The sequence below is a fragment of the Cellulomonas composti genome (assembly GCF_007990245.1).
In the GTDB taxonomy this organism is placed as follows: Bacteria; Actinomycetota; Actinomycetes; order Actinomycetales; family Cellulomonadaceae; genus Cellulomonas; species Cellulomonas composti.
The window spans coordinates 1-24906 of the sequence record NZ_BJWG01000020.1 but is presented as its reverse complement, the minus strand read 5'-3'; the positions used below and the strand labels follow the sequence as shown (position 1 = coordinate 24906).

Annotated in this window: 18 protein-coding genes and 1 pseudogene; 5 read left to right on the top strand and 14 right to left on the bottom strand. The window is 72.7% G+C overall.

Annotated elements, in window-relative coordinates:
- Nucleotides 1-85 precede the first annotated feature (85 nt).
- The 3 genes and pseudogenes from CCO02nite_RS16420 to dnaB form a co-directional block, all read right to left on the bottom strand.
- Nucleotides 86-410 (bottom strand): annotated as a pseudogene (locus CCO02nite_RS16420) (ATP-binding protein); the annotation flags it as partial.
- Between the two features lie 85 nt (nucleotides 411-495).
- Nucleotides 496-2217, bottom strand: coding sequence for a hypothetical protein (locus CCO02nite_RS15260; protein ID WP_146844033.1), 1722 nt, complete (start codon nucleotides 2215-2217; stop codon nucleotides 496-498).
- Nucleotides 2218-2312: 95 nt separating this feature from the next.
- A complete protein-coding gene (gene dnaB, locus CCO02nite_RS15255) occupies nucleotides 2313-5567 on the bottom strand; it encodes a replicative DNA helicase (protein WP_371862529.1) in 3255 nt (1084 codons plus the stop codon).
- 311 nt (nucleotides 5568-5878) lie between these two features.
- On the opposite strand from dnaB, the gene CCO02nite_RS15250 reads away from it, so the two are divergent.
- A complete protein-coding gene (locus tag CCO02nite_RS15250) occupies nucleotides 5879-7240 on the top strand; it encodes an MATE family efflux transporter (protein WP_246117590.1) in 1362 nt (453 codons plus the stop codon).
- A 164-nt stretch (nucleotides 7241-7404) separates the two neighbouring features.
- On the opposite strand, the gene rplI is transcribed toward CCO02nite_RS15250, so the two are convergent.
- From rplI to CCO02nite_RS15225, 5 genes are all read right to left on the bottom strand, one after another.
- On the bottom strand, nucleotides 7405-7854 hold the full coding sequence (rplI, locus tag CCO02nite_RS15245) for a 50S ribosomal protein L9 (RefSeq protein WP_146844032.1): 450 nt from the start codon (nucleotides 7852-7854) through the stop codon (nucleotides 7405-7407).
- A 14-nt stretch (nucleotides 7855-7868) separates the two neighbouring features.
- Nucleotides 7869-8105 carry a 30S ribosomal protein S18 gene (rpsR, locus tag CCO02nite_RS15240; RefSeq protein WP_146844031.1) on the bottom strand — a complete coding sequence of 79 codons (237 nt, stop codon included), beginning with the start codon at nucleotides 8103-8105 and terminating at the stop codon, nucleotides 7869-7871.
- A 72-nt stretch (nucleotides 8106-8177) separates the two neighbouring features.
- Nucleotides 8178-8693 carry a single-stranded DNA-binding protein gene (locus tag CCO02nite_RS15235; protein WP_146844030.1) on the bottom strand — a complete coding sequence of 172 codons (516 nt, stop codon included), beginning with the start codon at nucleotides 8691-8693 and terminating at the stop codon, nucleotides 8178-8180.
- 95 nt (nucleotides 8694-8788) lie between these two features.
- Nucleotides 8789-9082 (bottom strand): 30S ribosomal protein S6, encoded by a 294-nt coding sequence (gene rpsF / locus CCO02nite_RS15230; protein ID WP_146844029.1) that lies wholly within the window; start codon nucleotides 9080-9082, stop codon nucleotides 8789-8791.
- A gap of 237 nt (nucleotides 9083-9319) precedes the next feature.
- Nucleotides 9320-11734, bottom strand: a complete 2415-nt coding sequence (locus CCO02nite_RS15225; RefSeq protein WP_146844028.1) for a penicillin-binding protein — start codon at nucleotides 11732-11734, stop codon at nucleotides 9320-9322.
- Nucleotides 11735-12157: 423 nt separating this feature from the next.
- Between CCO02nite_RS15225 and CCO02nite_RS15220 the strand changes: the two genes are divergently transcribed.
- From CCO02nite_RS15220 to CCO02nite_RS15205, 3 genes are all read left to right on the top strand, one after another.
- Entirely contained in the window at nucleotides 12158-12808 is a 651-nt protein-coding gene (locus CCO02nite_RS15220; RefSeq protein ID WP_146844027.1) for a PadR family transcriptional regulator, read from the top strand.
- Nucleotides 12805-13899, top strand: coding sequence for an inositol-3-phosphate synthase (locus CCO02nite_RS15215; RefSeq protein ID WP_146844026.1), 1095 nt, complete (start codon nucleotides 12805-12807; stop codon nucleotides 13897-13899). Before CCO02nite_RS15220 ends, CCO02nite_RS15215 begins: the two co-directional genes overlap by 4 nt.
- A gap of 562 nt (nucleotides 13900-14461) precedes the next feature.
- Nucleotides 14462-15436 (top strand): type IV toxin-antitoxin system AbiEi family antitoxin domain-containing protein, encoded by a 975-nt coding sequence (locus CCO02nite_RS15205; RefSeq protein ID WP_246117591.1) that lies wholly within the window; start codon nucleotides 14462-14464, stop codon nucleotides 15434-15436.
- Between the two features lie 735 nt (nucleotides 15437-16171).
- Here the strand turns inward: CCO02nite_RS15205 and CCO02nite_RS15200 are convergent.
- The 5 genes from CCO02nite_RS15200 to CCO02nite_RS15180 form a co-directional block, all read right to left on the bottom strand.
- Nucleotides 16172-17719 carry a hypothetical protein gene (locus tag CCO02nite_RS15200; RefSeq protein WP_146844025.1) on the bottom strand — a complete coding sequence of 516 codons (1548 nt, stop codon included), beginning with the start codon at nucleotides 17717-17719 and terminating at the stop codon, nucleotides 16172-16174.
- Nucleotides 17716-19185: a hypothetical protein gene (locus CCO02nite_RS15195; protein ID WP_146844024.1), complete on the bottom strand. Its 1470-nt coding sequence runs from the start codon at nucleotides 19183-19185 to the stop codon at nucleotides 17716-17718. Before CCO02nite_RS15195 ends, CCO02nite_RS15200 begins: the two co-directional genes overlap by 4 nt.
- A complete protein-coding gene (locus tag CCO02nite_RS15190; protein ID WP_146844023.1) occupies nucleotides 19185-19721 on the bottom strand; it encodes a sigma-70 family RNA polymerase sigma factor in 537 nt (178 codons plus the stop codon). The genes CCO02nite_RS15195 and CCO02nite_RS15190 overlap by 1 nt, the downstream gene beginning before the upstream one ends.
- Before the next feature lie 94 nt (nucleotides 19722-19815).
- Nucleotides 19816-21261, bottom strand: a complete 1446-nt coding sequence (locus tag CCO02nite_RS15185; protein ID WP_146844022.1) for a TolB-like translocation protein — start codon at nucleotides 21259-21261, stop codon at nucleotides 19816-19818.
- Entirely contained in the window at nucleotides 21258-21881 is a 624-nt protein-coding gene (locus CCO02nite_RS15180) for an RNA polymerase sigma factor (protein WP_246117589.1), read from the bottom strand. The genes CCO02nite_RS15185 and CCO02nite_RS15180 overlap by 4 nt, the downstream gene beginning before the upstream one ends.
- 154 nt (nucleotides 21882-22035) lie before the next feature.
- On the opposite strand from CCO02nite_RS15180, the gene CCO02nite_RS15175 reads away from it, so the two are divergent.
- The gene (locus tag CCO02nite_RS15175) at nucleotides 22036-23325 is read left to right on the top strand and encodes an MFS transporter (RefSeq protein ID WP_146844021.1); all 1290 of its coding nucleotides are present in this window, start codon (nucleotides 22036-22038) and stop codon (nucleotides 23323-23325) included.
- Nucleotides 23326-23360: 35 nt separating this feature from the next.
- Here the strand turns inward: CCO02nite_RS15175 and CCO02nite_RS15170 are convergent, their stop codons facing one another.
- Nucleotides 23361-24833 (bottom strand): CCA tRNA nucleotidyltransferase, encoded by a 1473-nt coding sequence (locus CCO02nite_RS15170; RefSeq protein WP_246117588.1) that lies wholly within the window; start codon nucleotides 24831-24833, stop codon nucleotides 23361-23363.
- Between the last annotated feature and the right edge of the window lie 73 nt (nucleotides 24834-24906).

The following is a 24906-nucleotide window of genomic DNA, read 5'->3' as shown; positions in this document are numbered from 1 at the left end:
AGGGGTCAAGGCCCGACGGCTGAATACGGACACCTGCTGACGTCTGAAGTGAACCCCTCTCGTGGTGTCGGTCGGTCGTGCTGGCCGCGGTTGGGCGGCCGAGGTCGCGGTTCTTGAGCCGGTCGGAGTCGCCCTTGAGGGCGATGACGTCGGCGTGGTGCACGAGGCGGTCGATCATCGCGGCGGCGACGGTGTCGTCGCCGAAGACCTCGCCCCAGCGCCCGAACGGCTTGTTCTAGGTGACGATCAGGAGGCTCTCTCGTAGCGGTTCGAGACAAGCTGGAAGCACAGGTTCGCGGCTTCGGGCTCGAACGGGATGTAGCCGACCTCGTCGATCACGGCAGCGGGTAGCGGCCCAGGTGGCGCAGCTCGTCTTGCAGTCGCCCGTCGTGGTGGCCGGTCGCGAGGTGGGTCTCCCGGGCGGCGACCTTGCGCTGCAGGCAGGCCGCGAGGAACTCCTCATGGGTCCAGGACTGCGCCCGCGCCCGTTCGGTCTCACGCGGCAGTACGGTTCGGGAGCGGCGGTTCGTCGATGCCAGGGATGTCGAGCGCCGTTGGGAACACCGGGGTGTCTCCGTTCATCCGCGACGGCATGTACGCCCAGAACGATTCACCGTCTACACCGCGCATGACGAGCGACGCGCCCGCCGAGGTGCCTGCAGTGATCGCCGCGCCGAGCGCGTCACCATCTTGTGCGACAGCCCGCGGGCTGTAGATCACGACGTCCCGGACCGGGATGTGGTGACCGAGAACGTCGTACTCGAGCTTCTCCACCGTCACGGCTACCGCCACGGGGCCGCCGAGCAGACCGAGGATCTCCTCGGAGAGCTCGCCGCTCAGCGTCGACGTCAACGTGCCGAAGGCGGGCTCGATGACGACCGCACCGTCCAGCAACAGACGGAGGCGCCGAATCTCCGTGCGCGCGTGGGCCGTCAGACGCTCCGGGACGTCAAACGGAATGGACGCGTAGGCAGCGATGATCGCCAGGTCTTCGACCAGCTGTCGATCGTAGGCGGGCGCGACGGGGGCACGCTCTCGCTGGCTCGGCGCCGGTCGAACCCCCATGAGCGGCGTCGAGCCGCGCATCACCTGCACCAACGCAGCCGTCGCCATCGACTCGACCAGCTGCATGGCCGCGTACACGTCCGAGGCATTGTGGCCGCTGACTTCCTGCGTCACCTCCGCGCGACACCCGGGGTCGTTTGTATCGATCAGGAACAGCAGCTCCAGGCCGCCCGGCGCCGAAATTGAAAGGCTCTGACCCTTCGATCCGACGCCGACCTCCGCAATGACTGCCCTGACAGACTGGAGGGTGAAGCCCTCCTCATCGACCGTACGCAAGATCACCGGTTCGTCGAGTCGAGGACGCGGGCCGATCTGGAGTCGACCGCCCTCGTCCGTCCGTGCGATCCACTCTGGCCCATCGATCTCGAACCTCGTCACTGCATCGGCGGGCAGATCGACACCGCCAGCGCCGTAGTGGTTCAGCCGTTCCCACGCGGTTCGTGTCGTGGCGTCGAGCGCCGCGCCGTCGACGTGGAAGGAGATTCTGATTGGCTCCTTGATGTGGGCATCCGCAGTCTTGCCGTACAGCGTCTCAGTGATCGCGCCGTCCCGGCCGACCTGGAAGGCGACGTCCCAGTACGCGCTTCGCCCAGACACCTGGTCGCGCAGGGCACCGAGCCGTTCGGTCAGATCGGAAGCGCGAACCAGGCCCGCTTGCTCCTGGTGTAGCACCTTCAGTGTGTCGACGAGCGGTTCCCGCGTCGCCCACGCCAAGAGGTCGCTCCTCTTCGCGAGTTCGCTGTCGAGCTTCGCCTGTCCCCAGATCGCGATCTCGACCTCCTGCTTGCCGGCGAGCCGATGCACCCACGACCGCTCCTTCGGAGTTGGATCGCGCGGGACGACGAGGACCCACCGCCGGGGGGAGAGCTTCATCGCCTGGTTGAAGGAGTTCGTGATCTGCCGGCGTCGCGTGTCCCGAAAACCGCCCGAGAAGCCCTCCGGGAAGAACTTCAGTTGGTAGACGATGTCGAGGACACCATCCACATGGACGTCCACATCGCACCCACCGTCACCTCCACGTCCGTCGAGCGCCTCCGCGCGCGAGCCGTCTCCCCGATCGTCATGGAACCGGACCAGCAGCGGACCAACGATCCGGTCGAACTCCGGTTGGGTCAGATGCTGCCAGTCGACTTGTCCTGTAATGCGGGGCATGACCTGCGTGACTCCTTCGATCGAGGGCCGTACCACATGCCGTGTGCAATCTGTCCGAACGGTTGTGCAATCTGCGGTCCCGTCGACAACCGGGTCTACGCCTGCATGTCGACGAAACGGGAGTAGTGGCCCTGGAAGGCGACCGTGATGGTGTCGGTCGGTCCGTTGCGGTGCTTCGCGACGATCAGGTCCGCCTCGCCGGCGCGTGGCGACTCCTTCTCGTAGGCGTCCTCACGGTGCAGCAGGATCACCATGTCAGCGTCCTGTTCGATGCTGTTGTGGACCGCGATGCCGTTCGCGACGAAGTTGTGCGTGCCGAGCACCGTGGCGTCGAAGACCTGCTGCTCACCGCACGGCGTGATATCGACGACCTCGTCCCAGATCACGTCGTTCACGGCGTCGACCTGGAGCTCAGCCCGCTCGAGGACCTGCACGACCTGTGCCAGCGGCGCCGCACCGGAGCCAACCGCTGCCCCGGCGGACTGGACGATCACGTCCTTCACGTCCGACCACACGGACCGGTCGACCTGATCGTCGCCCGTGTCCCGAACGCGAACGAGCAGCTCGTCGGCGTGCGCGGCGTTCGGCCCGGCGATCCCGATCTCCTGCAGGAACCGTCTCAGGTCGTCGCGCTCGGTAAGCACGAGCGATGCGTGGCCGTCCACAGGGTAGATGCCGGTCGAGATGCCGAACCTCAGCAGCAGCCGGCTCACCGCGTCGAGCACCTCGCGGCGCGGGAGCGTCAGCGTGACGCTCCCGAGGACACCAGCGAGCTGCGCGGCACCGCACGAGGAGAACAGTGCGCGCAAGAAGAGCGCGATCTGCCGCTTGGGCAGGTGGAACACCGTCGTCGGAACTGCCACCCGTGCTGCGTCCCACACGTCGTCGCCGTCGGTGGACCCCGACGCGACCTGCGCCGCGAGCGCCGCGACCTCGGCGTCCGTCCGCTGCGCGACCAGCTCCGGTCCCGGGACGTGGCGGGGCACGCCGACGCGGGAGCCGATCTCGAGCTCACCGAGAGGCGTCCAGCCCTCGTAGGTGAGGAACGGGTGGTTGGCCGTCGCCGTGATCTCCTTGCCCGAGGCGAGCCGCAGCCGGTACGTCGGGCGCACGCCGGTGGGAAAGACGTGGGTGAGGTGGCGCCGGACGTATTGCAGGCGCTCATCGAGCGCCCACACCGGCACGTCCTTGGTGCCGAGAGCGTAGAGCTCGCCGAGCGTCGTCTCCGCACCGGTGTCCGCGCGAAGGATGCGGGTGTCCTCGGTGAGGCAACCCGACTCTCGTAGGTCGCTCATCTGTGGCTTCTTGTCCGTGCGCTGCTCCGGGCCACGGTTGAGCTGCGAGATCGCGATGACCGGGACCTCGAGCTCCTTGGCGAGGAGCTTGAGGGCGCGGGAGAACTCGGAGACCTCCTGCTGGCGCGACTCGACGCGCTTGCCGGACGACATCAGCTGCAGGTAGTCGATCACGACGAGCTTGAGGTCGTGCCGCTGCTTGAGCCGACGGCACTTGGCGCGGATCTCCATCAGCGACATGTTGGGCGAGTCGTCGATGAACAGCGGGGCCTGGGAGATCTTGCCCATCGTCGCGGCGACCTTGGCCCAGTCGTCCTCGCCCATCTGGCCCGTGCGCATCTTCTGCAGGTGCACCCGAGCCTCGGCCGACAGCAGACGCATCGTGATCTCGTTACGGCTCATCTCGAGCGAGAACACCACCGACGTCAGGTTGTGCCTGATCGAGGCCGATCGAACGATGTCGATGCCCAGCGTCGAGTTGTGCGTCGGGACGAGCGACTCGCTCGCCAGGTACAGGTGCGACGCGTGGTCGATCTGGACGCACCGCACCGGCACCGACTCGATCGGCTGCACGTCGACGACGTAGCGGCGGCGCAGTCGCGCCGACGGGCGCCGGCGCTCCTTGTGCACCAGCTTCTTGCGCTCCAGGGCGAAGACGTCGTCGTCCGTGGCGAAGGTCAACGTCGTCGCGCCCTGCGCGTCGCTGCGCCGGGCCGTCCGGTACCCGAGCGTGTGGACGAGCTCGCACACGTCGTCCGCCAGCCGCTCGTCGGTGAAGCCGATCCGCAGGCTGCCGGTCGGTCTGACGGTGCCGTCGGCGTCGAGCAGACCCGCCAGCAGCTCGCGCCGCTGCGTCTCACCGGCGCGCAGGTACTCGGTCGGGATGCGTCCGGCGGTGTCGTCGCCGCGCAGCGCGTAGCCCTTGCCCTCCACGCGCATGGCGATCTCGGGGTCGGCACCCGCGCCGCCGAGCCAGACGCCCAGGACGTACGGGTCGATGGGCAGGTCGGCGTCGGGGAGCGCCAGCGGCTGCGCGGTGTCGACGGAGTGGTTCGCGCGCCGGTCGGCGGTCGCGCAGCGGGCCGTGGCGTGGAGCTCCTCGGTGGTCCGGATGGCCGGGGTCCCGCCGCCGGCGATACGCCGGTCCGCGCGCGTGCGGGTCTGCCACTCGTGCTGGGCGTCCGCGACGATCGTCGTCCCGTCGTCGAAGGTGACCCGGAAGCACGGCCGGCCGCGCATCACGTCGGTGGCGGCGACGACGGTCGTGGGCGTGCCGTCGGCGGCGATGAGCTGGTCGCCCACCTGGACCTCGCCCATCGTGGTCCAGCCCGTCGGCGTGGGCAGCGGGGTGTCGAGCGCCAGGGCCTTGCCGATCGCGGGGCGTGCGGCCAGGACGATCATCTGGCCGGGGTGCAGGCCGTTGGTGAGGCGGTCGAGGTCCGAGAAGCCCGTGGGGACGCCGATCATGCCCTCGCCGCGGTGGCTCGCCGCCTCGATCTCGTCGACCGTGCCGCCGATGATCTCGCCCAGCGGCAGGTAGTCCTCCGACGCCCGCCGCTCGGTCACGGCGTAGACCTCGGCCTGCGCGTTGTTGACCAGTTCGTCGACGTCGCCGCCGTCCGCGCCGTAGCCGAGCTGCACGATGCGCGTGCCGGCCTCGACGAGCTTGCGCAGGATCGAGCGCTCGCGCACGATCCGCGCGTAGAAGCCGGCGTTGGCGGCGGTCGGCACGGACGCGATGAGCGTGTGCAGGTACGGGGCGCCGCCGATGCGGCCGATCTCGCCGCGCTTGGTCAGCTCGTCCGCGACCGTGATGGCGTCCGCGGGCTCGCCGCGGCCGTACAGGTCGAGGATCGATTCGTAGATGATCTCGTGCGCCGGCCGGTAGAAGTCCGAGCCGCGCAGCTGCTCGATGACGTCGGCGATCGCGTCCTTCGAGATCATCATGCCGCCGAGCACCGAACGCTCGGCTTCGAGGTCCTGCGGCGGCGTACGGTCGAACCCGCGCGCGCCGGACTCCCGCGGCATCCCGTACTCGAGCTCGTCGATCGTCACCTAGCTGCCCATCCCTTGCCGACGAATATCCGAACTCATGTTCTACCCCCACCCACCCACACGCCCTCGGGTTCGCGCACGCGCGCGGTCCGACGAGCGACGTGGCGGGACGGGTTCCGGCGACGAGGCTAGGGCGATACCAGGCGCCGGTCGAGTCGCGGAACCACGGCTGTGGAAACCTCCGGTGAACCTGTGGATCGCGCTGGGGACGCTCCGCGAGCCCGGTGTGCACAGGCCGTGGACAGAACTGTGGATACCGTGGGGGCTCGAGCCGAATCGCCGCTGCGACCGGCAACGATGCAGTTCAACGGGTGTGCACCGAGGGAGGGAGCCCGCTCATCTCAGCCACCGGACGCCCCGAGCCGACGCTCGATCGCCAGATCGTCGCACTGGCGCTTCCCGCGCTCGGCGCGCTCGTCGCGGAACCGCTGTTCGTGCTCGTCGACTCCGCGGTCGTCGGACACCTGGGGACCGAGCCGCTCGCCGGGCTCGCGCTCGCCTCGAGCGTGCTCGTCACGGTCGTCGGGCTGTGCGTGTTCCTCGCGTACGCGACCACCGCCTCGGTGTCCCGACGAATGGGCGCGGGCGACCGCCGCGGCGCGTTGCAGCTCGGCGTCGACGGGATGTGGCTGGGCCTCGGGCTCGGCGCCGTGCTCGGAGCGGCGCTCTGGCTCGCAGCGCCGGCCGTCATCGGCTGGCTCGGGGCGAGCGGCGGCGTCGCCGAGCAGGCCGTCACCTACCTGCGCTGGTCCGCCCCCGGCCTGCCGGGGATGCTGCTCGTCTTCGCCGCCACCGGCGCGCTGCGCGGCCAGCAGGACACCCGCACCCCGCTCGGCGTCGCGGCCGTCGGCGCCGTCGTCAACGGCGTGCTGAATATCGTGCTCGTGTACGGGCTGGACATGGGGATCGCCGGCTCAGGGCTGGGCACCGCCTCCGTGCAGGTCGCGATGGGCCTCGTGCTCGGTCTCGTCGTCGCACGTGCAGCCCGCTCCGCCGGCGCGACGCTGCGGCCGCGATCGGCCGGTGTGTGGGCGAGCACGCGCCTGGGCATGCCGCTGCTCGCGCGCACCGCCACGTTGCGCGCCGCGATGCTCCTCACCACCTGGGTCGCGGCGGGTCTCGGCGCGGTCGCCCTAGCCGGGCAGCAGGTGGTCGGCGCGGTCTGGGCGCTCGCCGCGTTCGCGCTCGACGCCCTCGCGATCGCCGCGCAGGCGCTCGTCGGACACGCCCTCGGCGCCGGCGAGCTCGACCGCTCCCGCGCTGTCCTGCGCCGCACGCTGCAGTGGGGTGTCGGTGCGGGCGTCGCCGCGGGCGTCCTGATCGGCGGCGGGTCGTTCCTGTTCGTCGGCCTGTTCACGTCCGACGAGGGCGTGCAGCACGCCGTGACGTCCGCGCTGCTCGTCGCGGCGCTGTTCATGCCCGTCGCCGGCTGGGTGTTCGTGCTCGACGGCGTGCTCATCGGCGCCGGCGACGGCGTCTTCCTGGCGTGGGCCGGCCTGGCGACGCTCGCCGTCTACGTGCCGTGCGCGCTCGCCGTTCGCGCCTGGGCCCCAGACGGCGCAGCGGGCCTCGCCTGGCTGACCCTGGCCTTCACGGGCGTCTTCATGCTCGCGCGGGCGATCACCACCGGCCTGCGCGCCCGCACCCCCGCCTGGCAGACCCTCGGCGCCTGACCCGCCGCCAGCCCACCCACTCACGTGACGGACGGCCGCGTGAGAAGAATCGGCCACGAATCGTGGCCATTTCCTCGCACGGGCGTGGTTGGTCCGGCTGATGGATGGTGGGACGGCAGAAGGCCCCGGTCCGACGGGACCGGGGCCTTCTGGTGAGCGTCAGCTCAGGCGGCGACGACCTTGACGGTCACGTTCGCAGCGACGTCCGCGTGCAGGCGGACGGACACCTTGTACTCGCCGAGGGCCTTGATCGGCTGGCCGATCTCGACCTTGCGCTTGTCGATCGCCGGGGCACCCGACGCCTTGACCGCGTCCGCGATCTCGGCGGTGGTGACGGCACCGAACAGACGGCCCGACTCGCCGGCCTTGGCCGACACGACGATGGACTTCGACTCGAGCGAGTCACGCACCGCCTTCGCGTCGTCCAGGGTCGCGATCTCGCGCGCCTTGCGAGCCTTGCGGATCGCGGTGATGTCCTTCTCGGCACCCTTGGTCCACGGCGTGGCCAGGCTGCGCGGGATGAGGAAGTTCCGGGCGTACCCGTCCTTGACCTCGACCACGTCGCCAGGGGCGCCGAGGCCGGTGACCTCGTGGGTCAGGATGATCTTCGCCATGTCAGTCCTCCTTCTCAGCGCGCCGACGACGAGTACGGCAGCAGGGCCATCTCGCGGGCGTTCTTGACGGCGCGAGCGATCGCGCGCTGCTCCTGCACGGACACGCCGGTCACCCGACGAGCGCGGATCTTCCCGCGGTCGGAGATGAACTTGCGCAGCAGAACGGTGTCCTTGTAGTCGACGACATCGATCTTCGCCGCCTTCAGGGGGTTCTGCTTCTTCTTGGGCTTGCGGACAACGGCCTTGGCCATCGTGGTGCTCCTTCTCTGGGAGCCCCGGGCGTTGCCGTGCCCGGGGATGGGGTCACTAGTTCTGGGGTTCCGCTAGAACGGAGGCTCGTCGGAGTAGCCGCCCGACGATCCGCCGGACGTGGCCCACGGGTCGTCGCCGCCGGACGACGCAGCCGCGCCGCCGCCACCGCCGCCGTAGTTGCCACCGCCACCGCCGCCACCGCCGAAGTTGCCGCCACCCGAGCGCTGGGCCCGGGTGACCTTCGCGGTGGCGTAACGCAGCGACGGGCCGACCTCGTCGACCTGCAGCTCCACGACCGTTCGCTTCTCACCCTCGCGGGTCTCGTACGAACGCTGGATCAACCGACCGGTCACGATCACACGAGTGCCCTTGGTCAGGGACTCCGCGACGGACTCGGCCGCCTCCCGCCAGATCGAGCAGCGCATGAACAGCGTGTCGCCGTCCTTCCACTCGTTGCTCTGACGGTCGAACGTGCGGGGGGTCGAGGCGACGGTGAAGTTCGCGACGGCCGCCCCCGAAGGGGTGAACCGCAGCTCGGGATCCCCGGTCAGGTTCCCGATCACCGTGATGACGGTCTCGCCAGCCATGCCTACTCCTCGCTCGTCGTCGATCCAGGAAGCTGCTAGAGCTCAGTTCTCTCGGAAGATGGTGCGGACGCTACGCGCCGGCACCGACATGCGCCTCAGGAGTCGGCGCGCAGCACCTTGGTCCGCAGCACGACCTCGTTGAGGCCCAGCTGACGGTCCAGCTCCTTGGCGGTCGCCGGCGTGGCGGAGAAGTCCACCACGGCGTAGATGCCCTCGGACTTCTTCTTGATGTCGTAGGCCAGACGGCGACGACCCCAGATGTCCACCTTGTCGACCGTGCCACCGTCGGTCTTGATGACCGACAGGTACTTGTCGAGCGACGGGGCGACGGTGCGCTCCTCGATCTCGGGGTCGAGGATGATCATGATCTCGTACTGACGCAGGCTCATACCCACCTCCTCTGGTCTCAGCGGTCACGGTCGATCCGTGACAGGAGGGTTCTCGTGCGTCGCTGCGCACGACGACCGGCACACGGCCTCTCGTCGTTCCCGACGTCTCCACCGATGGCGGCGAGCACGTGCGGGCACAGCAGTGTTCTAGCCTACCGGCCGCCCTGCGGGCCGACGAAATCGTCGGACCTGTGGACGACCGGGGTCATGGTGACCGGGGAGCGGGTGGCCCGCCGGTCAGGTGCCGTCGCCGTGCTCCTCAGGCGGTGCCGTCGGCGTCGGCTGGGGCTTCTCCGGCGTGGGTGTGGGCGTCGGCTCGGGTTCGGGCCCGGCGGACACGACGAGCGTGACCTGGCTCCCCGCCGGCACCTCGGTACCGCCCTTGGGGTCGACGCTGATGACGCGGCCCTCCGGGACCTCGTCGGAGTACGCCGTGTCGATCACCGGGTCCAGCCCGACCGCCAGCAGCGCGCCCTTCGCGTCGTCCTGCGTCTTCCCGACGAGACCGCCCGGCACCTTGACGACCGACGGCGCGCTGACCGTCGGGGTCGGCGACGGCGTAGGCGTCGGTGTCGGGGACGGGCTCGCGGACGGCGTCGAGTCGACCCCGACGTTCGCGCGGGCGGGGAAGTCACGCACCGCCGCGAACTGGGCCATGTCGAGCACGGGCGTCATGTAGTCGGCCCACAGGTGCGCGGGGATCGATCCGCCCGTGACCTCGCTCAGCGTGCCGCCGGACGCGGACCTGCCGAACGGCGTGATCGTCACCTGCGAGGTTCCGTCGGCGCCGCGCTGGCTCAGCGCGACCGCGGTCGCGATCGTCGGGGTGTACCCGACGAACCAGGCGGACACGTTGCCCGTCGACGTCCCCGTCTTGCCGGCGATCGGCACGCCGATCGGCGAGATGTACGCCTCGCCGGAGCCCTCCTCGACGACCTGCGTCATCGCGTAGGTCGCGTCCGCCATGACGTCCGGCTCGAACGCCTTGGTGCGGGCGGCGACCACCTCGTACGCCGTCGTGTCGTCGCTGTTCGTCACCGACGCGACGATGTGCACCTCGGAGCGCATGCCCTGCGCGGCGAAGGTCGCGTAGGCGCCGGCCATGTCGAGCGGCCGCACCGACGCGACACCCAGCACGTTCGAGGGAACCGACGGGATCGGCGTGGAGATGCCGGCGTCGTTCGCCGCGGCGACCGTCGCCTCGGGACCGACCTCGGTGTTGAGCTGCGCGTAGACCGTGTTCACGGACTGGGCGGTCGCCTCGACCAGGTCGATCGTGCCGTAGCTCTTGTTGCCGAAGTTGCTCACCGGCGTGTCCCAGCCGTCCGGCTGCTGCGGCGAGTGGCCGTTGTACCTCGTCGTGAGCGGGATGCCCTGCTCGAGCCCGGCGACGAGCGTGAACGGCTTGAACGTCGAGCCCGCCTGCACGCCGTTGCCGTACGTCGCGCGGTTCACCTGGTCAGTGAGGAAGTCCTCGCCGCCGTAGAGCGCGACGACCCCGCCGTTCACCGGGTCGACGGACGCCATCGCGACGTCCAGGTTCGCGTCGGGCGGCGTCTCGCCGTCGGTCAGCGTGCCGGCGAGCAGGTCCGCCGCCGAGCGCTCGATCTCGGTCTGCACCGGCTTCTGGATCGTGGTGACGATCGTGTAGCCGTTGCGGTCGAGCTGCTCCTTGTCGATGTCGAGCTTCGAGGCCAGCTCGTCCTCGACCATCCTGAGCAGGTAGCCCTGCGGACCCGCGTACTTCGCCGCGCGCACGTAGGGCACCGTCGTCGGGAACGTCGCGGCATCGTGCTCGGCCTGCGTGATCCAGCCGTCCGCCAGCATCGCGTCGAGCACGATCTGCCAGCGTGCCGCCGCCTTCTCCGGGCTCACGGCCGGGTCCCAGTTGTTGGGCGACGGGATGATGCCGGCGAGCATCGCCGCCTGCGAGACCGTCAGGTCCGCTGCGTCGACGCCGAAGTACGCCTGCGCGGCGGCCTGGATGCCGTACGAGTCGCGGCCGAAGTAGATGGTGTTGAGGTAGCGCCCGAGGATCTCGGGCTTGCTCTCCTGCCTGGCGATCTTGATCGCGAGCAGGGTCTCCTTGAACTTGCCGTAGTAGTCCGTCGTCGTCTGGTCGACGTAGTAGCGCTCGACGTACTGCTGCGTCAGGGTCGAGCCACCCTGGGTCGGGCCGCCGCGCAGGTTGTTCAGGAGCGCACGCCCCATGCCCGTGACCGAGACCCCGGAGTTGTCCCAGAAGGTGCGGTCCTCGGCCGCGACCACCGCGTCGCCGACGTACTTCGGCAGCGTGTCGTACTCGACGATCTCGCGCTGCTGGATCGCGTACGTGCCCATCACCGGACCCTGCGAGCCGTCCTCGTTCGGCGCGTAGTACACGGTGGTCGTCTGGGCCGAGACGTCCTCGCCCGGCGTGGGGATGTCGGTGGTGGCGTAGGCGGCGACGACCGCGCCCAGCCCGAGGAACCCGACGCCGAGGATGGTGCCGAGCACGACGCGCCACGACGGCAGCCACCGGTGCAGCCCGTGGAACCCGGTGCGGGGGTAGTCGAAGAACCGTCGCTTCTGCGCGGATGCGCTGCGACCACGTGCGCCGCGGGGCGTGGAGCGCCGCCGCTGGGGCGTGGACGCGCGGGACGAGCCGGCCAACGAACTGCCTTCCTGACGACGACGAGGTGGTCGCGAGCCCGCGTGCCGAACCGCGCGCGGGGCCCGGGGAACCGGAACCAAGGCGGGGCGACGGGCGTGCGGCGACCGCGCCGACCAGTATGCGCGACTCGCCTGTCACCGGGCCGGAACCGGGTGCTGCACACCAGACCCTTCACACGATCGGCACCGCCCGGACGAAGCGTTTCCGCACTCGGGGAGCGTTCCCGGGGCATTCGAGGGGCGTTCGCGGGGGACTGCGGCCGGCGATGTGACGGGGATCACGGCAGATGAACGCCGGGTGGACGGGCGTGAACTTGTGTCCGACGCGCTCGTCGCCCTACTCTCGTCGTGATGTATCGAGTTGATACATCGACTCGTCCGTTCAGGACGGGTGCCCGCAGCATATCCGAGGAGGTGCCGACGATGCGTGGACGCTCCGACGTCCTCGAGCCGGCGATCCTCGGGCTGTTGCACGAGTCGCCCATGCACGGGTACGAGCTGCGCAAGCGACTCAACCTCGTGCTCGGCTCGTTCCGCGCACTGTCCTACGGCTCGCTCTACCCGGCGCTGAAGTCGCTGGCCGAGCGCGGGCTCATCGTCGGGGCCGAGTCGGCCCCCGGCGACGTGCACGGGGTGGCCAGCAAGCGCGCGCGGATCGTCTACGAGCTGACCGCGGACGGCAAGGAGCACCTGCAGCAGGTCCTCGCCTCGTCGGGCCCCGCGGCCTGGGAGGACGAGAACTTCGACGTCCGGTTCGCCTTCTTCGGGCAGACCGACGCGGAGACCCGGCTGCGGATCCTGGAGGGCAGGCGCACGCGCCTGACCGAACGGCTCGAGCTGCTCCGCCAGTCCGTCGCCCGCACCCGCGAGCGCATGGACGAGTACACCCTCGAGCTCCAGCGACACGGTCTCGAACAGACCGAGCGTGAGGTCCGTTGGCTCGACGGGCTCATCGACAACGAGCGCGACGGTCGTCGCGCACGTCCCTCTGGCACCGGTCGTCCGGCCGATGCTGCTTCCCACGCCGCCGAGCCCAGCTCGACGGCGCGATCCACCGAGAAGGAGCGAGGATGACCTCCATCCGCGTCGCCATCGTCGGCGTCGGCAACTGCGCCGCGTCGCTCGTGCAGGGCGTCCACTACTACGCGAACACGCCTGCGGACGGCAAGGTCCCCGGCCTCATGCACGTGCAGTTCGGCGACTACCACGTCAAGGACATCGAGTTCGTGGCCGCGTTCGACGTCGACGCCAAGAAGGTCGGCTTCGACCTCTCGGAGGCGATCTTCGCGTCGGAGAACAACACCATCAAGTTCAGCGACGTCCCGCCGCTGGGCGTGACGGTGCAGCGTGGCCCGACCCACGACGGCATCGGCAAGTACTACGCCGAGACGATCGAGGAGTCGGACGCCGTCGCCGTCGACGTCGTGCAGGCGCTCAAGGACGCCAAGGTCGACGTCCTGATCTCCTACCTGCCGGTGGGCTCCGAGGTGGCCGACAAGTTCTACGCGCAGTGCGCCATCGACGCCAAGGTCGCGTTCGTCAACGCCCTGCCCGTGTTCATCGCGTCCGACCCGGAGTGGGCCGCGAAGTTCGAGGCGGCCGGCGTGCCGATCGTCGGCGACGACATCAAGTCGCAGGTCGGCGCGACCATCACGCACCGCGTGCTCGCGCGCCTCTTCGAGGACCGCGGCGTCATCCTGGACCGCACGTACCAGCTGAACGTCGGCGGCAACATGGACTTCAAGAACATGCTCGAGCGCGAGCGCCTGGAGTCCAAGAAGATCTCGAAGACGCAGGCCGTGACGTCCAACCTTCACGACGGCCCGCTGGCCGGCAAGAAGGAGGACCGCAACGTCCACATCGGTCCGTCGGACTACGTCGCGTGGCTCGACGACCGCAAGTGGGCCTACGTCCGCCTCGAGGGTCGCGCGTTCGGCGAGGTGCCCCTGAACCTCGAGTACAAGCTCGAGGTCTGGGACTCCCCGAACTCGGCCGGCATCATCATCGACGCCCTGCGCGCCGCGAAGATCGCCAAGGACCGCGGCGTCGGTGGCCCGATCCTGTCCGCGTCGACGTACTTCATGAAGTCGCCCCCGGTGCAGACCGAGGACAGCGAGGGCCGCCTGCAGCTCGAGGCCTTCATCCGCGGCGAGCGCGAGCGCTGACCCGCAGCACCCCCTGACGTAGGCCCCCGACCCACCGGTCGGGGGCCTACGTCGTCTCCGGCCGGACACCTCCCCGCCCACCCCGCCCTCCCGGTCCGGCCCCGCCCTCCCGGTCCGGCCCCGCCCTCCCGGTCTGGTCGGGCGGTGGGTGGACCTGCCGCCGCCCACCGCCGGGAACCCCACCCGCACCCCGCGCCCTCCGCCCCCTCCCGGCTCCGGCCCAGCCACCCCCGACGCCGGCGGGTGGACCTCCCGCCGCCCACCGCCGGGAACTCCACCCGCACCACGGACCCCGGCGTGCTGGCCGCACCCTGCCGGCGCGTGGGTTCGGACGCGGGGGCAGTGGGTGGACCGACCGCCGGTCAGCGCCGGGATCTCCGCCCGCATCACGGATCCCGCCCGATGCTCCTTCCGAAGCCGACCCGCATGCGCCCTTGGCGGCGGCGGGTGGAGATCCCGCCGCCAGGTGACGGGAAGTCCACCCGGGGCTCGTGCGTGGGGCCGGCCCTGTGGATCACGGGCGACGGAAGGGGCGCCGGCAGGGCAACGTGGGGGCGTGCTGATGTCCGACTCGCTCGCCGCGCTGCCGGCCGTGCGTGCCCTGCCCGCGGCCGCCCGGGCGGTGGCGATCCGCCAGGATGCGGTCGTCACGGTCGCGCAACTCAGGGCGTGGGGGGTCGGCGACACCCGCGTGTCACGGCGTGTCCGTGCCGGCGACTGGCAGCGTCCCTTCCGGGGTGTCGTCGTGCTGCAGTCCGGACAGGTCTCCTGGCGCCAGCGAGCCCAGGCCGCACTGCTGTACGCCGGCGCGGGCGCCGCGCTCAGCCACGGGTCGGCTGCCTTCCTTCACGGCATCGTCGACGCACCAGGGCGTGGGATCGACGTCACCGTCCCGCACCGGCGGACCGTGAGGCGCCAGGTGGGGCTCGTCGTGCACCGCACCCGGCGGATGCCGTGGGCCGGCGGTCGCGTCCGCAGCGTCGAGCCGCACGAGGCCGTCGTCGGGCTCGTCGCCGCGACGTCCGGGACCGACGAGCTCGTCGGGCTGATCTGCAGCGCCGTCCGGGCGGGGGTGTCGCCGGGCCTGCTCGTCGAGACGGTGCGCGACCGAAGGCTGCCGAACCGTCGCCTGGTCCTCGACCTCCTCGACCAGGTCGCGGACGGCATCGAGTCGCCGCTCGAGCACCGCTACCAGCGCGATGTCGAGCGCGCGCACGGCCTGCCTCGCGCCGCGGCGCAACAACGCGAACGTGTCGGCGGCCGATGGATCCGGGCCGACCGCATCTATGTCGGCTTCGGAGTGCGCGCGGAGCTGGACGGTCAGCTCGCGCACCCGTTCGGCACCACCGACGCCGACGTCTGGCGCGACAACGCCGTGCTCCTCGAGCGCGGCGACCTCACGCTGCGCTACCGCTGGCAGCATGTGGCCGTGACCCCGTGCGCCACGGCTGCCCAGGTCGCGTCGGCGCTGGTCGCGCACGGCTGGACGTCCACCCCTCGCCCCTGCGGCCCGCGCTGCACTCTCACGGCCCCCTGACCACACGCGCCACCCGGCCCGACCCCGGCGAGCGCCCCGCGCAGCCAGCAGACCGCTGCGGGAAGACATCCCGTCGCACAGCAGCGGATGAGCCACCCAGCCCGGCACGCGCACGGCCGCGCGGAGCGAGGCGGGTGGAGAAACCGCCGCTGGGCGGCGGATGAGCCACCCAGCCCGACGCGGGCCGGGCGCGCGCAGGGGGCAGGCCGCTGCGGGCAGACATCCCGTCGCACAGCAGCGGGTGAGCCACCCAGCCGGACGCGGGCCGGGCGCGCGCAGGGCCGCATGGAGCGAGGCGGGTGGAGAAGCCGCTGCTGGGCGGCGGATGCGCCACCCAGCCGGACGCGGGCCGGGCGCCCGCAGGGAGCAGGCCGGTGCGGGCAGACATCCCGTCGCACAGCAGCGGGTGGTCCACCCAGCCCGGCGCGCGCAGGGCCGCGCGGAGCGAGGCGGGTGGAGAAGCCGCCGCTGGGCGGCGGATGGGCCACCCAGCCGGACGCGGGCCGGGCGCGCGCAGGGGGCAGGTCGCTGCGGGCAGACATCCCGTCGCCCGGCGGCGGATGAGCCACCCAGCCCGGCGCGCGCAGGGCCGCGCGCAGCGAGGCGGGTGGAGGAACCGCCGCCGGGCGGCGGATGAGCCACCCAGCGGCGTCGGGCGGGTGCGGGGGCTGGTCGGGTGGGCGGGTCGGGTGGGGGATCGGGTGGGGGGAGCGGCTGCGGGGAGTCGGGGCGGGGTTACCAGCGTTGGCCGGACGGGCCGCCTGCGACGGCCCACGACTCGAGGCCGTCGCTCAGCTGCGCGGGGCCGGGCAGCGGCGCCGGGAGCAGGACGTGAGCCGGCTCGTCGCCCGCCGGCGACCGGGTGGTGTCCCACACCGAGAGCTCGTACGGCGCCGTCGTCATCGGGTCGTCCGGACAGGCCGACGAGACGGCGTAGACCAGGCCGCCGGCCGCGCCGAGCACCGTCACCCGGTCGGCTCCCTGCGGGGGCAGCGCGTGGAACTCGTCGCCCGTCAGGAGGTAGGCGCCCTCCGTGCAGCGCGCGTCGGCCCGCGTGCCGACCGCCGGCCCGGCGAGCGCGACGCCACCGTCGCCGACGGGCAGACCGCTCCACACCTCGAGCACGGGCGCGACCGCCTCGCCCATGATCCGGCGCGGCGCGGCGCCCTCCACCGACACCTCCCACGTCTCGAGGTCGTCGGCCTCGGGGTCGGCCTGCTCGCCGAACTCCCACCGCCGCGCCTGGCACGTCACCAGCAGGGCGGTGTCGGTGCGCCACGAGACGACCTGGCAGTACCGGTCCGGGACGCCGTACTCGTGCCTCGTCGCCTCGCCGCTGTCCAGGTCCACGACGTCGAACGCGACGCCGTCGGCGTCGTCGTCGCGCGGCACGGCGATGCGGTGGCCCGTCGGGTCGAGCCGCGCGTCGTACCAGAGCTCGCCGAGGGTGATCGTGCGCACCTGCGTGCCGTCCGGCCGCAGGATCATCAGCTCGCCGCCACCACCACCGCCGGTCTGGCAGTAGGTCACGCCCCACACCTCGTTGCCGTCGTGGTCGGTCCACCGGAAGCTCGGCTGGGGCAGGCAGCCGTCCGACGCAGCCTGCATGTCGCCCGGGTCCACCGTGAGCTCGCCCGTCCGCAGGTCCAGCCAGCCGCGGGCGGCCGTCTGCGTCATCTGGCCGTCGATCACCGAGATCGCCACGAGCGCGCGCGTGTCGCCCGGCTCCCACCGCACCACCTCGACCGCCCGGTCGAGCGGCAGCTCGAGCACGCGGTACAGCTCGCCCGTGGGCGCGGCCAGCATCAGCGTGTTGCGCAGCCAGTGGGTCTCGCCGTCACCGAGCTCCCACGTGGGCCGGTACACCGCGAGCACCCAGCCGGCTCCGACCCGGTCCCACAGGTCGGCGGGCGCCGGGACGGACGCCGGCAGCCCGAGGCCCGCCGCGATCTCCTCGGCACCCGGCATGGGCGCGAGCGACGGCCCGGGCGTGGGCGTCGGGCGCGGCGTCGGCGTCGCGCTCACGGACGGTTCCGACGAGGTCGTCGGACCCGCGGGAGCCGGCGCCGACGAACCACCCGCGGCGATCCCCACCGCCACGACGGCCGCCGTCGCCGCGACCGCGAGCACCTCGCCCGCGTGCCGACGACGACGCCGCGCGCGGACCGCGGCGACCGTCCGGGCCAGCGCGCCGGCGGCCGGACGCCGGTCGCGCGATGCGGTCTCCCGCACGTGCAGGCTCGCCTCGATCACGTCGGCCAGGTCGCGCTCGAAGGAGGTCATCGCGGACCGTCCTGGTCCCCGGCGACGACCCACGACGGCTCGCCGGACCTCACGCCGGCGACCGCGGCCGGACCGGGCATCGCCGTGCGCGGCGCCCCGCCGTCCCACGCGACGACGGACCACGGCGCGTCGCTGAACCCCGCCTCCCACGCGTACGCGACGCCGTCGGCGGCGCGCGTGACCGCCCAGGTGTCCGCCCCGAGGACGGGACCGAGCAGGACGGTCGGCGCGCCGTCCCGCGCGAACGCGGCGACGGTGCTCGGCGACGAACTGTGCGCGTCCTCGCCCGCGGCCGGCACGGTGGAGGCCGGCGCGACCGTCCCGTGCCCGGCGAGCCACGCCCCGCCCCACGCCTCGGGCAGGAGGTCTCCCGGGACGAGCTCACGCACGGCCGTGGCCCCCGGCGTCCCGACGACGACGTCGGCGAGCCTGGTCCACACCATCGGATATCCGTCGGTCCCGACCAGCTCGGCGTCATCGACGCACGTCGCGAGCGCCCGCTGCGCGCCCGTCCAGCCGACGACCCGGCACCGCTGGTCGGCGCCGAACGCGTAGGTCTCGACGTCCCCGGCATCGAGGTCCACCACCCGGTAGGACCGGTCCTCGTCGCCGGCCAGCAGCAGCATGCGCGCATTCGGGTCGAGCAGCGCCGAGCCCCACGCCGTGCCGAGCTCGAGCCGGTACACCGTGGCGCCCTCGTCCAGCACGACGAGCACGCCCGTGACGAACTCCCCCGCGACGCCGTGCTCCACCCAGAGCTCCCGACCGAGGTGGTCGATGCCGAGGAACGTCGGCGTCGAGGCCTCGGCGCTGCTCGTGTCGAGCCCGGCGGGATCGGCGACGACCGCGCCCGTGCGCAGGTCGAGCCACGCCCGCTCCCCGACGAACGCGCGCTCGCCGGGCACGACCGTCACGAGCGCCTCGTCGGACCCCGGCTCCCAGTGCTGCACCGCCACCTCGACGTCGAGCGGGAGCTCGACCACCAGGTACGTGCGCCCCTGCGGCGACGCGAGCACCACGCTGTTGCGCAGCACCTCGAGCCCCAGGCTCGGCCGCACCACGGCGAGCACCCAGCCGGGACCGGTCTGCGCCCACACGTCGTCGGTCACGGGCACGGTGCCGGCCGGCAGCCCCGCCCCGGCCGCGACGAGCGCCGCGCGCGCGTCGGCGGAGGGGGTCGGCGACGGCGTCGGCGCGACGGTCGTCGTCGGACTCGTGGAGGGGCCGGGTGTCGCGGGGACCTGCGTCGGGGGACCGCCTCCGACGAGCAGGCCCGCGCCGACCACCGCGCCGACGGCCGCCACCGCGGCGACGGACTGCAGCGCGTACCGCCGCCGACGACGCGTCCGCGCGGCGGCCAGGACCCCGGCGACGACGGCCGACCCGGCGCCCGGGTCGACCCGGCGCTCGCGGGCGGCCAGGCTCGTGGCGATCACGTCGTCGAGCGCGCGTCGCGGATCGCTCATCACGCACCCCCGCCCCGGACCAGGCGGACCGGCAGGTCCGCGTCCTCGTCAGGAGCCCGGGTGCCGAGCGCCTCGTTGAGCCGGCCGAGCCCGTCGTAGGTGTAGCGCTTGACGGCGCCCTCGCTCAGGCCCAGGTGGGCCGCGGTCTCGGCGACCGACATCTGCTCGACGTGCCGCAGCACGACGCAGGCCCGCTCGCGCGGGGCGAGCCGGGTCAGCGCGACCTCCAGCTCGGTGGAGAACACCTCGGACGACGAGCCGGGATCGAGCCGCGCAGCCTCGTCGTGCGCGGTGCGTTCGCGGCCGGTGCGGCGCAGCCGGTCGACGAACCGCGACACGATCGCGCGACGCACGTACTGCTCGGCCGCCTCGACGGACGCGAACCGCGCCCGCCCGCCGAACGTCGCGAGCAGCGCCTCCTGCACCAGGTCCTCGGCGTCCCCGCCCGGTCCGACGAGCAGGAACGCCCTGGTCAGCAGGCGCGGGTACCGCTCCCGCACCAGCTGCTCGAGCACCGGCTCCCACGCCCCGCGCACCGCACCTCCACCCGTTCGTCGGCTCCTGCCACCCTGACAACGCGGAGCCCGGCCGATCGGTTGGGGTGCACTCGCGGGACGGGCCGGACGCGGGTCAGTCTGCCGGGGTCCAGGAGACCAGCGCGGTGGACCACGCGCCGTCGTCGGGCACGGGCGCCAGGATCGTCGCCGTACCGGACGCCCCCGGCGCGTGCGCGGTGAGCGTCGAGGGGGCCGCGCCCTGCATGCAGCCCGTCGTGGACTCGACGAGCACGTCGTCGCCGGCCGCGCCGACCCCGAGCACGTCGTCGCCCGTCGGCCGGACCTCCTGCAGGCCGTCCGGACCCCAGGACCACACGCTGTTCGCGCAGACCGACGCCATGCCGAGGTCCGCGGTCAGCGTGAACGCGGGGAACGCGACCGTGCCGTCGGCGGTGTGCGCGCCGTGGCTGAACGACGGGACGAACGGGTCCCCGACGCCGATGTCCTGCACGCGGGCGACCGAGCCGTCGTCGACCCCGATCCGCTCGAGCCGCGGGTCCCAGTCGACGACCGGTCCGTCACCCGTGTAGTCGAAGCACGACGCGAGCACCGACGCGTCGTCGAGCCAGCCCAGCACGCTGCACTCGCCGTCGGGCGCGTCGAGCGGCACCTGCGTGCGGTCGCCCGTCGCGACGTCGACCACCACGAGCGCCTGACCGGGCGCCGCGGCCGTCGCCCACGCGACGCGTGAGTCGTCGGGCGAGACGGACGCGACGCTCACGGCACCGTCCACCTCGCCCAGCGCGCGCGGCTCGCCGGACGCGGGCACCACGTACAGCGACCAGGCGTCGCCGTCGACGCCCGCGAGCCACAGCTCGCCGCTGTCGCCGACGTCGGCGAGGTAGCTCGCGCCGGGCAGGTCGGGCGCGCGGGGCAGGTCGGGCGCGTCGGTGACCAGGTCGCCGGTGCGCAGGTCCAGCCAGCCCGTCGTCATGTCATCGGTCGCGAACGGACCCCAGCTCACCCGCGCACTCTCGTCGCCGGCGCGCCAGTGCAGCACGCGCACGCCGAGCTCGGCCGGCAGGTCCGCGAGCCGGTAGCGCGTGCCGTCCGGCGCGACCGCGAGCACCGCGTGGGCCGTCGGCGCCGCGAGCGGGTCCGCGCCGGCGGGCACCGAGCGGTACACCGTCAGCGTCCAACCGGGTCCGACGCGCGCGAGCAGGTCGTCGGGCGCGGGCAGCGCGGGCGGCAGGCCCGGCGCCGCGGCGGGCGTCGGGGCCCGCGTGGCCGACGAGGGCGCAGGGCTCGGTGCCGGCGTCGGCGTCGCCGGTGCCGGTGCCGTGCTGCCGCTCGGCGGGAGCGGGGCGTCCGGCCGCGCGCCGCCCCACCACAGGGCGACGCCGACCACGCCGACCGCCGCGACGCCCACGCCGGTCTCGACCGAGTGCCGCACCGCCCGGCGACGGCGCACGCGCGAACGGGTGCGGGCCAGCGCGCCCGCGGCGGGCCGCAGCCCGTCGAGCGACCGCGCACGTTCGTCGACCGCAGCCGCGAGCAGCTCCTCGATGCCTCGGCTCATGACCCTCCGCCTCTCGCCCCGTCCTCGCCCGGCCCCGCCCCGTGCCCACCCCGACGCGTCGGGTCCTGCGTCTCGACGAGCACCACCGGCGCCCCCTCCTCCACGCGCGCGCCGAGCACCTGCGTGAGCGTCGCGAGGCCGTCCGCGACGTAGCGCTTGACCGAGCCCTCGCTGAGCCCCAGCAGCGCCGCGGTCTCGCGCACCGACAGGTCGTCCAGGTGCCGCAGCACCACGCACGCACGCTGGCGCGGGCTGAGCATGCCGAGCGCGCGTTCGACCGCACCCGGCAGGTCCCCGCCGGCGAGGTCCGGGCCCGACGACGACGCGTCCGCGGCCACGAGCGGCGAGGTCGGATCGTGCGCGACCCGGTCCAGCACGTCCCGCTCGCGCGACGAGCGCCGCACACGGTCCACCCACCGCGTGACGATCGCGCGCCGCACGTACTGCTCCGCCTGGCCGGTCGTCGCGAACCGGGCGCGCCCGCCGAACGTCGCGACCAGCGCGTCCTGCACGAGGTCCTCCGCGTCGGGTCTCGACCGCGTCAGCAGGAGCGCACGCGCGACGAGCCGCGGGTAGCACTCCTGTGCCACCTGCTCGAGCATCGGCTCCCACCGCGCCACGTCGCCGCTCCCGTCGTCGTCCCTCGTAGGAAGAACGATCCACCGCCGGGCTCGGGTTGTCCCCAGGTTGGCGCGGTCGGCACGGGACGTCGGCCCCGGCTGCCGTCCCGGATAGGGTGCGAGCCGTGCGTACGGGTGGACAGGTCGCGATCCGATGCAGGTGATCGACGACCTGCGGGCGCTGTGGCCGCTCCGGGACTTCCGCAAGCTGCTCTCGGTGCGGCTCGTGAGCCAGGTCGCCGACGGCATGTTCCAGGTGGGGCTTGCGACCCTCTTCTTCTTCTCGCCCGAGCGCGCGAGCACCGCGACCGGCGTCGCGACCGCGTTCGCGGTGCTGCTGCTGCCGTTCACGATCGTCGGGCCGTGGGCGGGGGTGCTGCTCGACCGCTGGCGGCGCCGCCAGGTGCTCGTCATCGGGAACCTCGTGCGCGTCGGGCTCACGCTCGCGACCGCGACCGCGATGGTGACCATCGGGGTCGGGCCGGTGGTCTACGTGCTCGCGCTCGCGACGCTCTCGGTCAACCGGTTCCTGCTCTCGGCGCTCTCCGCTTCGCTGCCCAAGGTCGTCGCCGGCCCGCTGCTGCTCACCGCGAACGCGCTGACGCCGACCCTGGGCACCGCGGCCGCCGGGCTCGGCGGCGCGATCGGGCTCGTGCTCGGCTGGGTCATCCCTGCGGGGCGCGGCCGTGACGCGGCGGCGCTGGTCACCGCGGCGGCCGTGATGGCGACCGCGAGCGCGCTGGCCACCCGGCTGGGCCGCGACCAGCTCGGGCCGGACCAGCGTTCCGACGCCGCGCAACTGCGCGCCGCGCTCGGCATCCTGTGGCGCGGGCTCGTCGAGGGCGCGCGCTACCTGGTGCGCCGCCGCACGCCCGCCCAGGCGCTCGGGATCATGGCCGTGCACCGCCTGCTGTTCGGTGCCGTGTTCATCGCGAGCATCCTCATCTCGCGCAACCTGCTCGCCGACCCCGCCGACGCCGACGCGGGCCTGGCGATGTTCGCCAAGGTGCTCGCCGCGACCGCCGCCGGCTTCGTCCTGGCGGTGGTGCTCACGCCGACGCTCACGCCGCGCCTCGGGCCGCACCGCTGGATCGTCGTGTGCCTGGCGCTGGCGACCGTCAGCCAGCTCGGGCTCGCGGTCAGCGCCGGCCGTGCTGTGGTGCTCGTCGCCGCGGGGCTGCTCGGGCTCGCCGCGCAGGGCGCGAAGATCGCGGTCGACACCATCGTGCAGCGCGACACCGCCGACGCCTACCGCGGCCGCGCCTTCGCGATCTACGACGTGCTGTTCAACGCGGCGTTCGTCGGGGCCGCGGCGCTCGCGGCGTTCACGCTGCCGGACACCGGCTGGTCCCGCCCGATGTTCGTCGTGATAGCCGCCGCCTACGCGCTCGCCGCTCTCGTGTACTCCCGCGCCCCCAGCGTGCCGCGCGAGATCGCGACCTGAGCCGAGCGCGCTCCGCCGGGCGGGGCCCGATCCCGCTACGCCTCGCGGGCCGCCCACCAGGACCGCAGCTCCGCCTCCGCGCGCTCGTCGCCCAGCGGTCCGTGCTCCATGCGAAGCGCGAGCAGGTGCTTGTAGGCCTCGCCGACCTCACGACCCGGCGGGATGTCGAGGACCGCCATGATCTGCGTGCCGTCCAGGTCCGGGCGGATCGAGTCCAGCTCCTCCTGCGCGCGCAGCCGCGCGATGCGCTCCTCGAGGTCGTCGTAGGCGGCCGACAGGCGCTGCGCCTTGCGGACGTTGCGCGTCGTGCAGTCGGAGCGCGTCAGCCGGTGCAGGCGCTCGAGCAGCGGACCCGCGTCGGTGACGTAGCGCCGGACCGCCGAGTCCGTCCAGCCCGCCTCGCCGTAGCCGTGGAACCGCAGGTGCAGCTCGGTCAGCCGGGCGACGGCCTGTACCGTCGCCTTGTCGAACCGCAGCTCCTTGAGCCGTTTCGCGACGAGCTTCGCGCCGACCATCTCGTGGTGGTGGAAGCTCACGCCACCGCCGGCCTCGAACCGGCGCGTGCGCGGCTTGCCGATGTCGTGCAGCAGCGCGGCCAGGCGCAGCACGAGGTCCGGCGCCGGAACGGGCCCGTCCGGTCCCGTCTCCAGCGCGATCGCCTTGTCCAGCACCGTCAGCGAGTGCTCGTAGACGTCCTTGTGCCGGTGGTGCTCGTCGATCTCGAGCCGCAGCGCCGGCAGCTCGGGGAGCACATGGTCGGCGAGCCCTGTCTCGACGAGCACCTGCAGCCCCGCCCGCGGCCCGCGCGCGAGGATCAGCTTGGTGAGCTCGTCGCGCACGCGCTCGGCCGAGACGATCGTGATCCGCTCGGCCTGCTCGACGATCGCCGCCCGCGCCGCCTCGTCGACCGCGAACCCGAGCTGCGCAGCGAACCGCGCCGCACGCATCATCCGCAGCGGGTCGTCGTCGAACGACTGCCGCGGGTCGACCGGGGTGCGCAGCACGCCGCGCGCCAGGTCCGCGAGCCCGTCGAACGGGTCGACGAACGTCAGGTCCGGCACCCGCACCGCCATGGCGTTGACCGCGAAGTCGCGCCGGCTCAGGTCTCCCTCGAGCGAGTCGCCGAACACCACCTCGGGCTTGCGCGACGACGGGTCGTACGCGTCCGTGCGGTAGGTCGTGACCTCGACGACGACGTCCTCACCACCCCGGCGCCGCCCGAACCGGGAGGCGCCGATCGTGCCGAACTCCTTGCCGATATCCCAGTGGGCGTCGCCCCAGCGCGCCAGGATCGCCTGCGTCTCGTCCGGCGTCGCGGAGGTCGCGAAGTCCAGGTCCGACGAGACCCGCCCGAGGAACGCGTCACGCACCGGCCCCCCGACGAGTGCCAGCTCGTGCCCCGCGGCCTGGAACAGCCCCCCGAGCTCGATCACCTCCGGCGCCAGCCCGGTCAGCACTCCGACCGCCCGCTTCTGTAGCGCCCGCAACGCCTCGCTCTCGTCAGCCACCGCACGAGTCTAGAAGCGCCCCACCCCCACCCCCTCCCATCCGGTCCCCCCGCACCATCGACGGACAGCTTCC

Coding starts and splice junctions, on each gene's coding strand:
- CCO02nite_RS15260 (WP_146844033.1), bottom strand. CDS start 2,217: ATGCCCCGCATTACAGGACAAGTCGACTGGCAGCATCTGACCCAACCG.
- CCO02nite_RS15235 (WP_146844030.1), bottom strand. CDS start 8,693: ATGGCTGGCGAGACCGTCATCACGGTGATCGGGAACCTGACCGGGGAT.
- rpsR (WP_146844031.1), bottom strand. CDS start 8,105: ATGGCCAAGGCCGTTGTCCGCAAGCCCAAGAAGAAGCAGAACCCCCTG.
- CCO02nite_RS15195 (WP_146844024.1), bottom strand. CDS start 19,185: ATGAGCGATCCGCGACGCGCGCTCGACGACGTGATCGCCACGAGCCTG.
- CCO02nite_RS15215 (WP_146844026.1), top strand. CDS start 12,805: ATGACCTCCATCCGCGTCGCCATCGTCGGCGTCGGCAACTGCGCCGCG.
- rpsF (WP_146844029.1), bottom strand. CDS start 9,082: ATGAGCCTGCGTCAGTACGAGATCATGATCATCCTCGACCCCGAGATC.
- CCO02nite_RS15200 (WP_146844025.1), bottom strand. CDS start 17,719: ATGACCTCCTTCGAGCGCGACCTGGCCGACGTGATCGAGGCGAGCCTG.
- CCO02nite_RS15205 (WP_246117591.1), top strand. CDS start 14,462: ATGTCCGACTCGCTCGCCGCGCTGCCGGCCGTGCGTGCCCTGCCCGCG.
- CCO02nite_RS15175 (WP_146844021.1), top strand. CDS start 22,036: ATGCAGGTGATCGACGACCTGCGGGCGCTGTGGCCGCTCCGGGACTTC.
- rplI (WP_146844032.1), bottom strand. CDS start 7,854: ATGGCGAAGATCATCCTGACCCACGAGGTCACCGGCCTCGGCGCCCCT.
- CCO02nite_RS15185 (WP_146844022.1), bottom strand. CDS start 21,261: ATGAGCCGAGGCATCGAGGAGCTGCTCGCGGCTGCGGTCGACGAACGT.
- CCO02nite_RS15220 (WP_146844027.1), top strand. CDS start 12,158: ATGCGTGGACGCTCCGACGTCCTCGAGCCGGCGATCCTCGGGCTGTTG.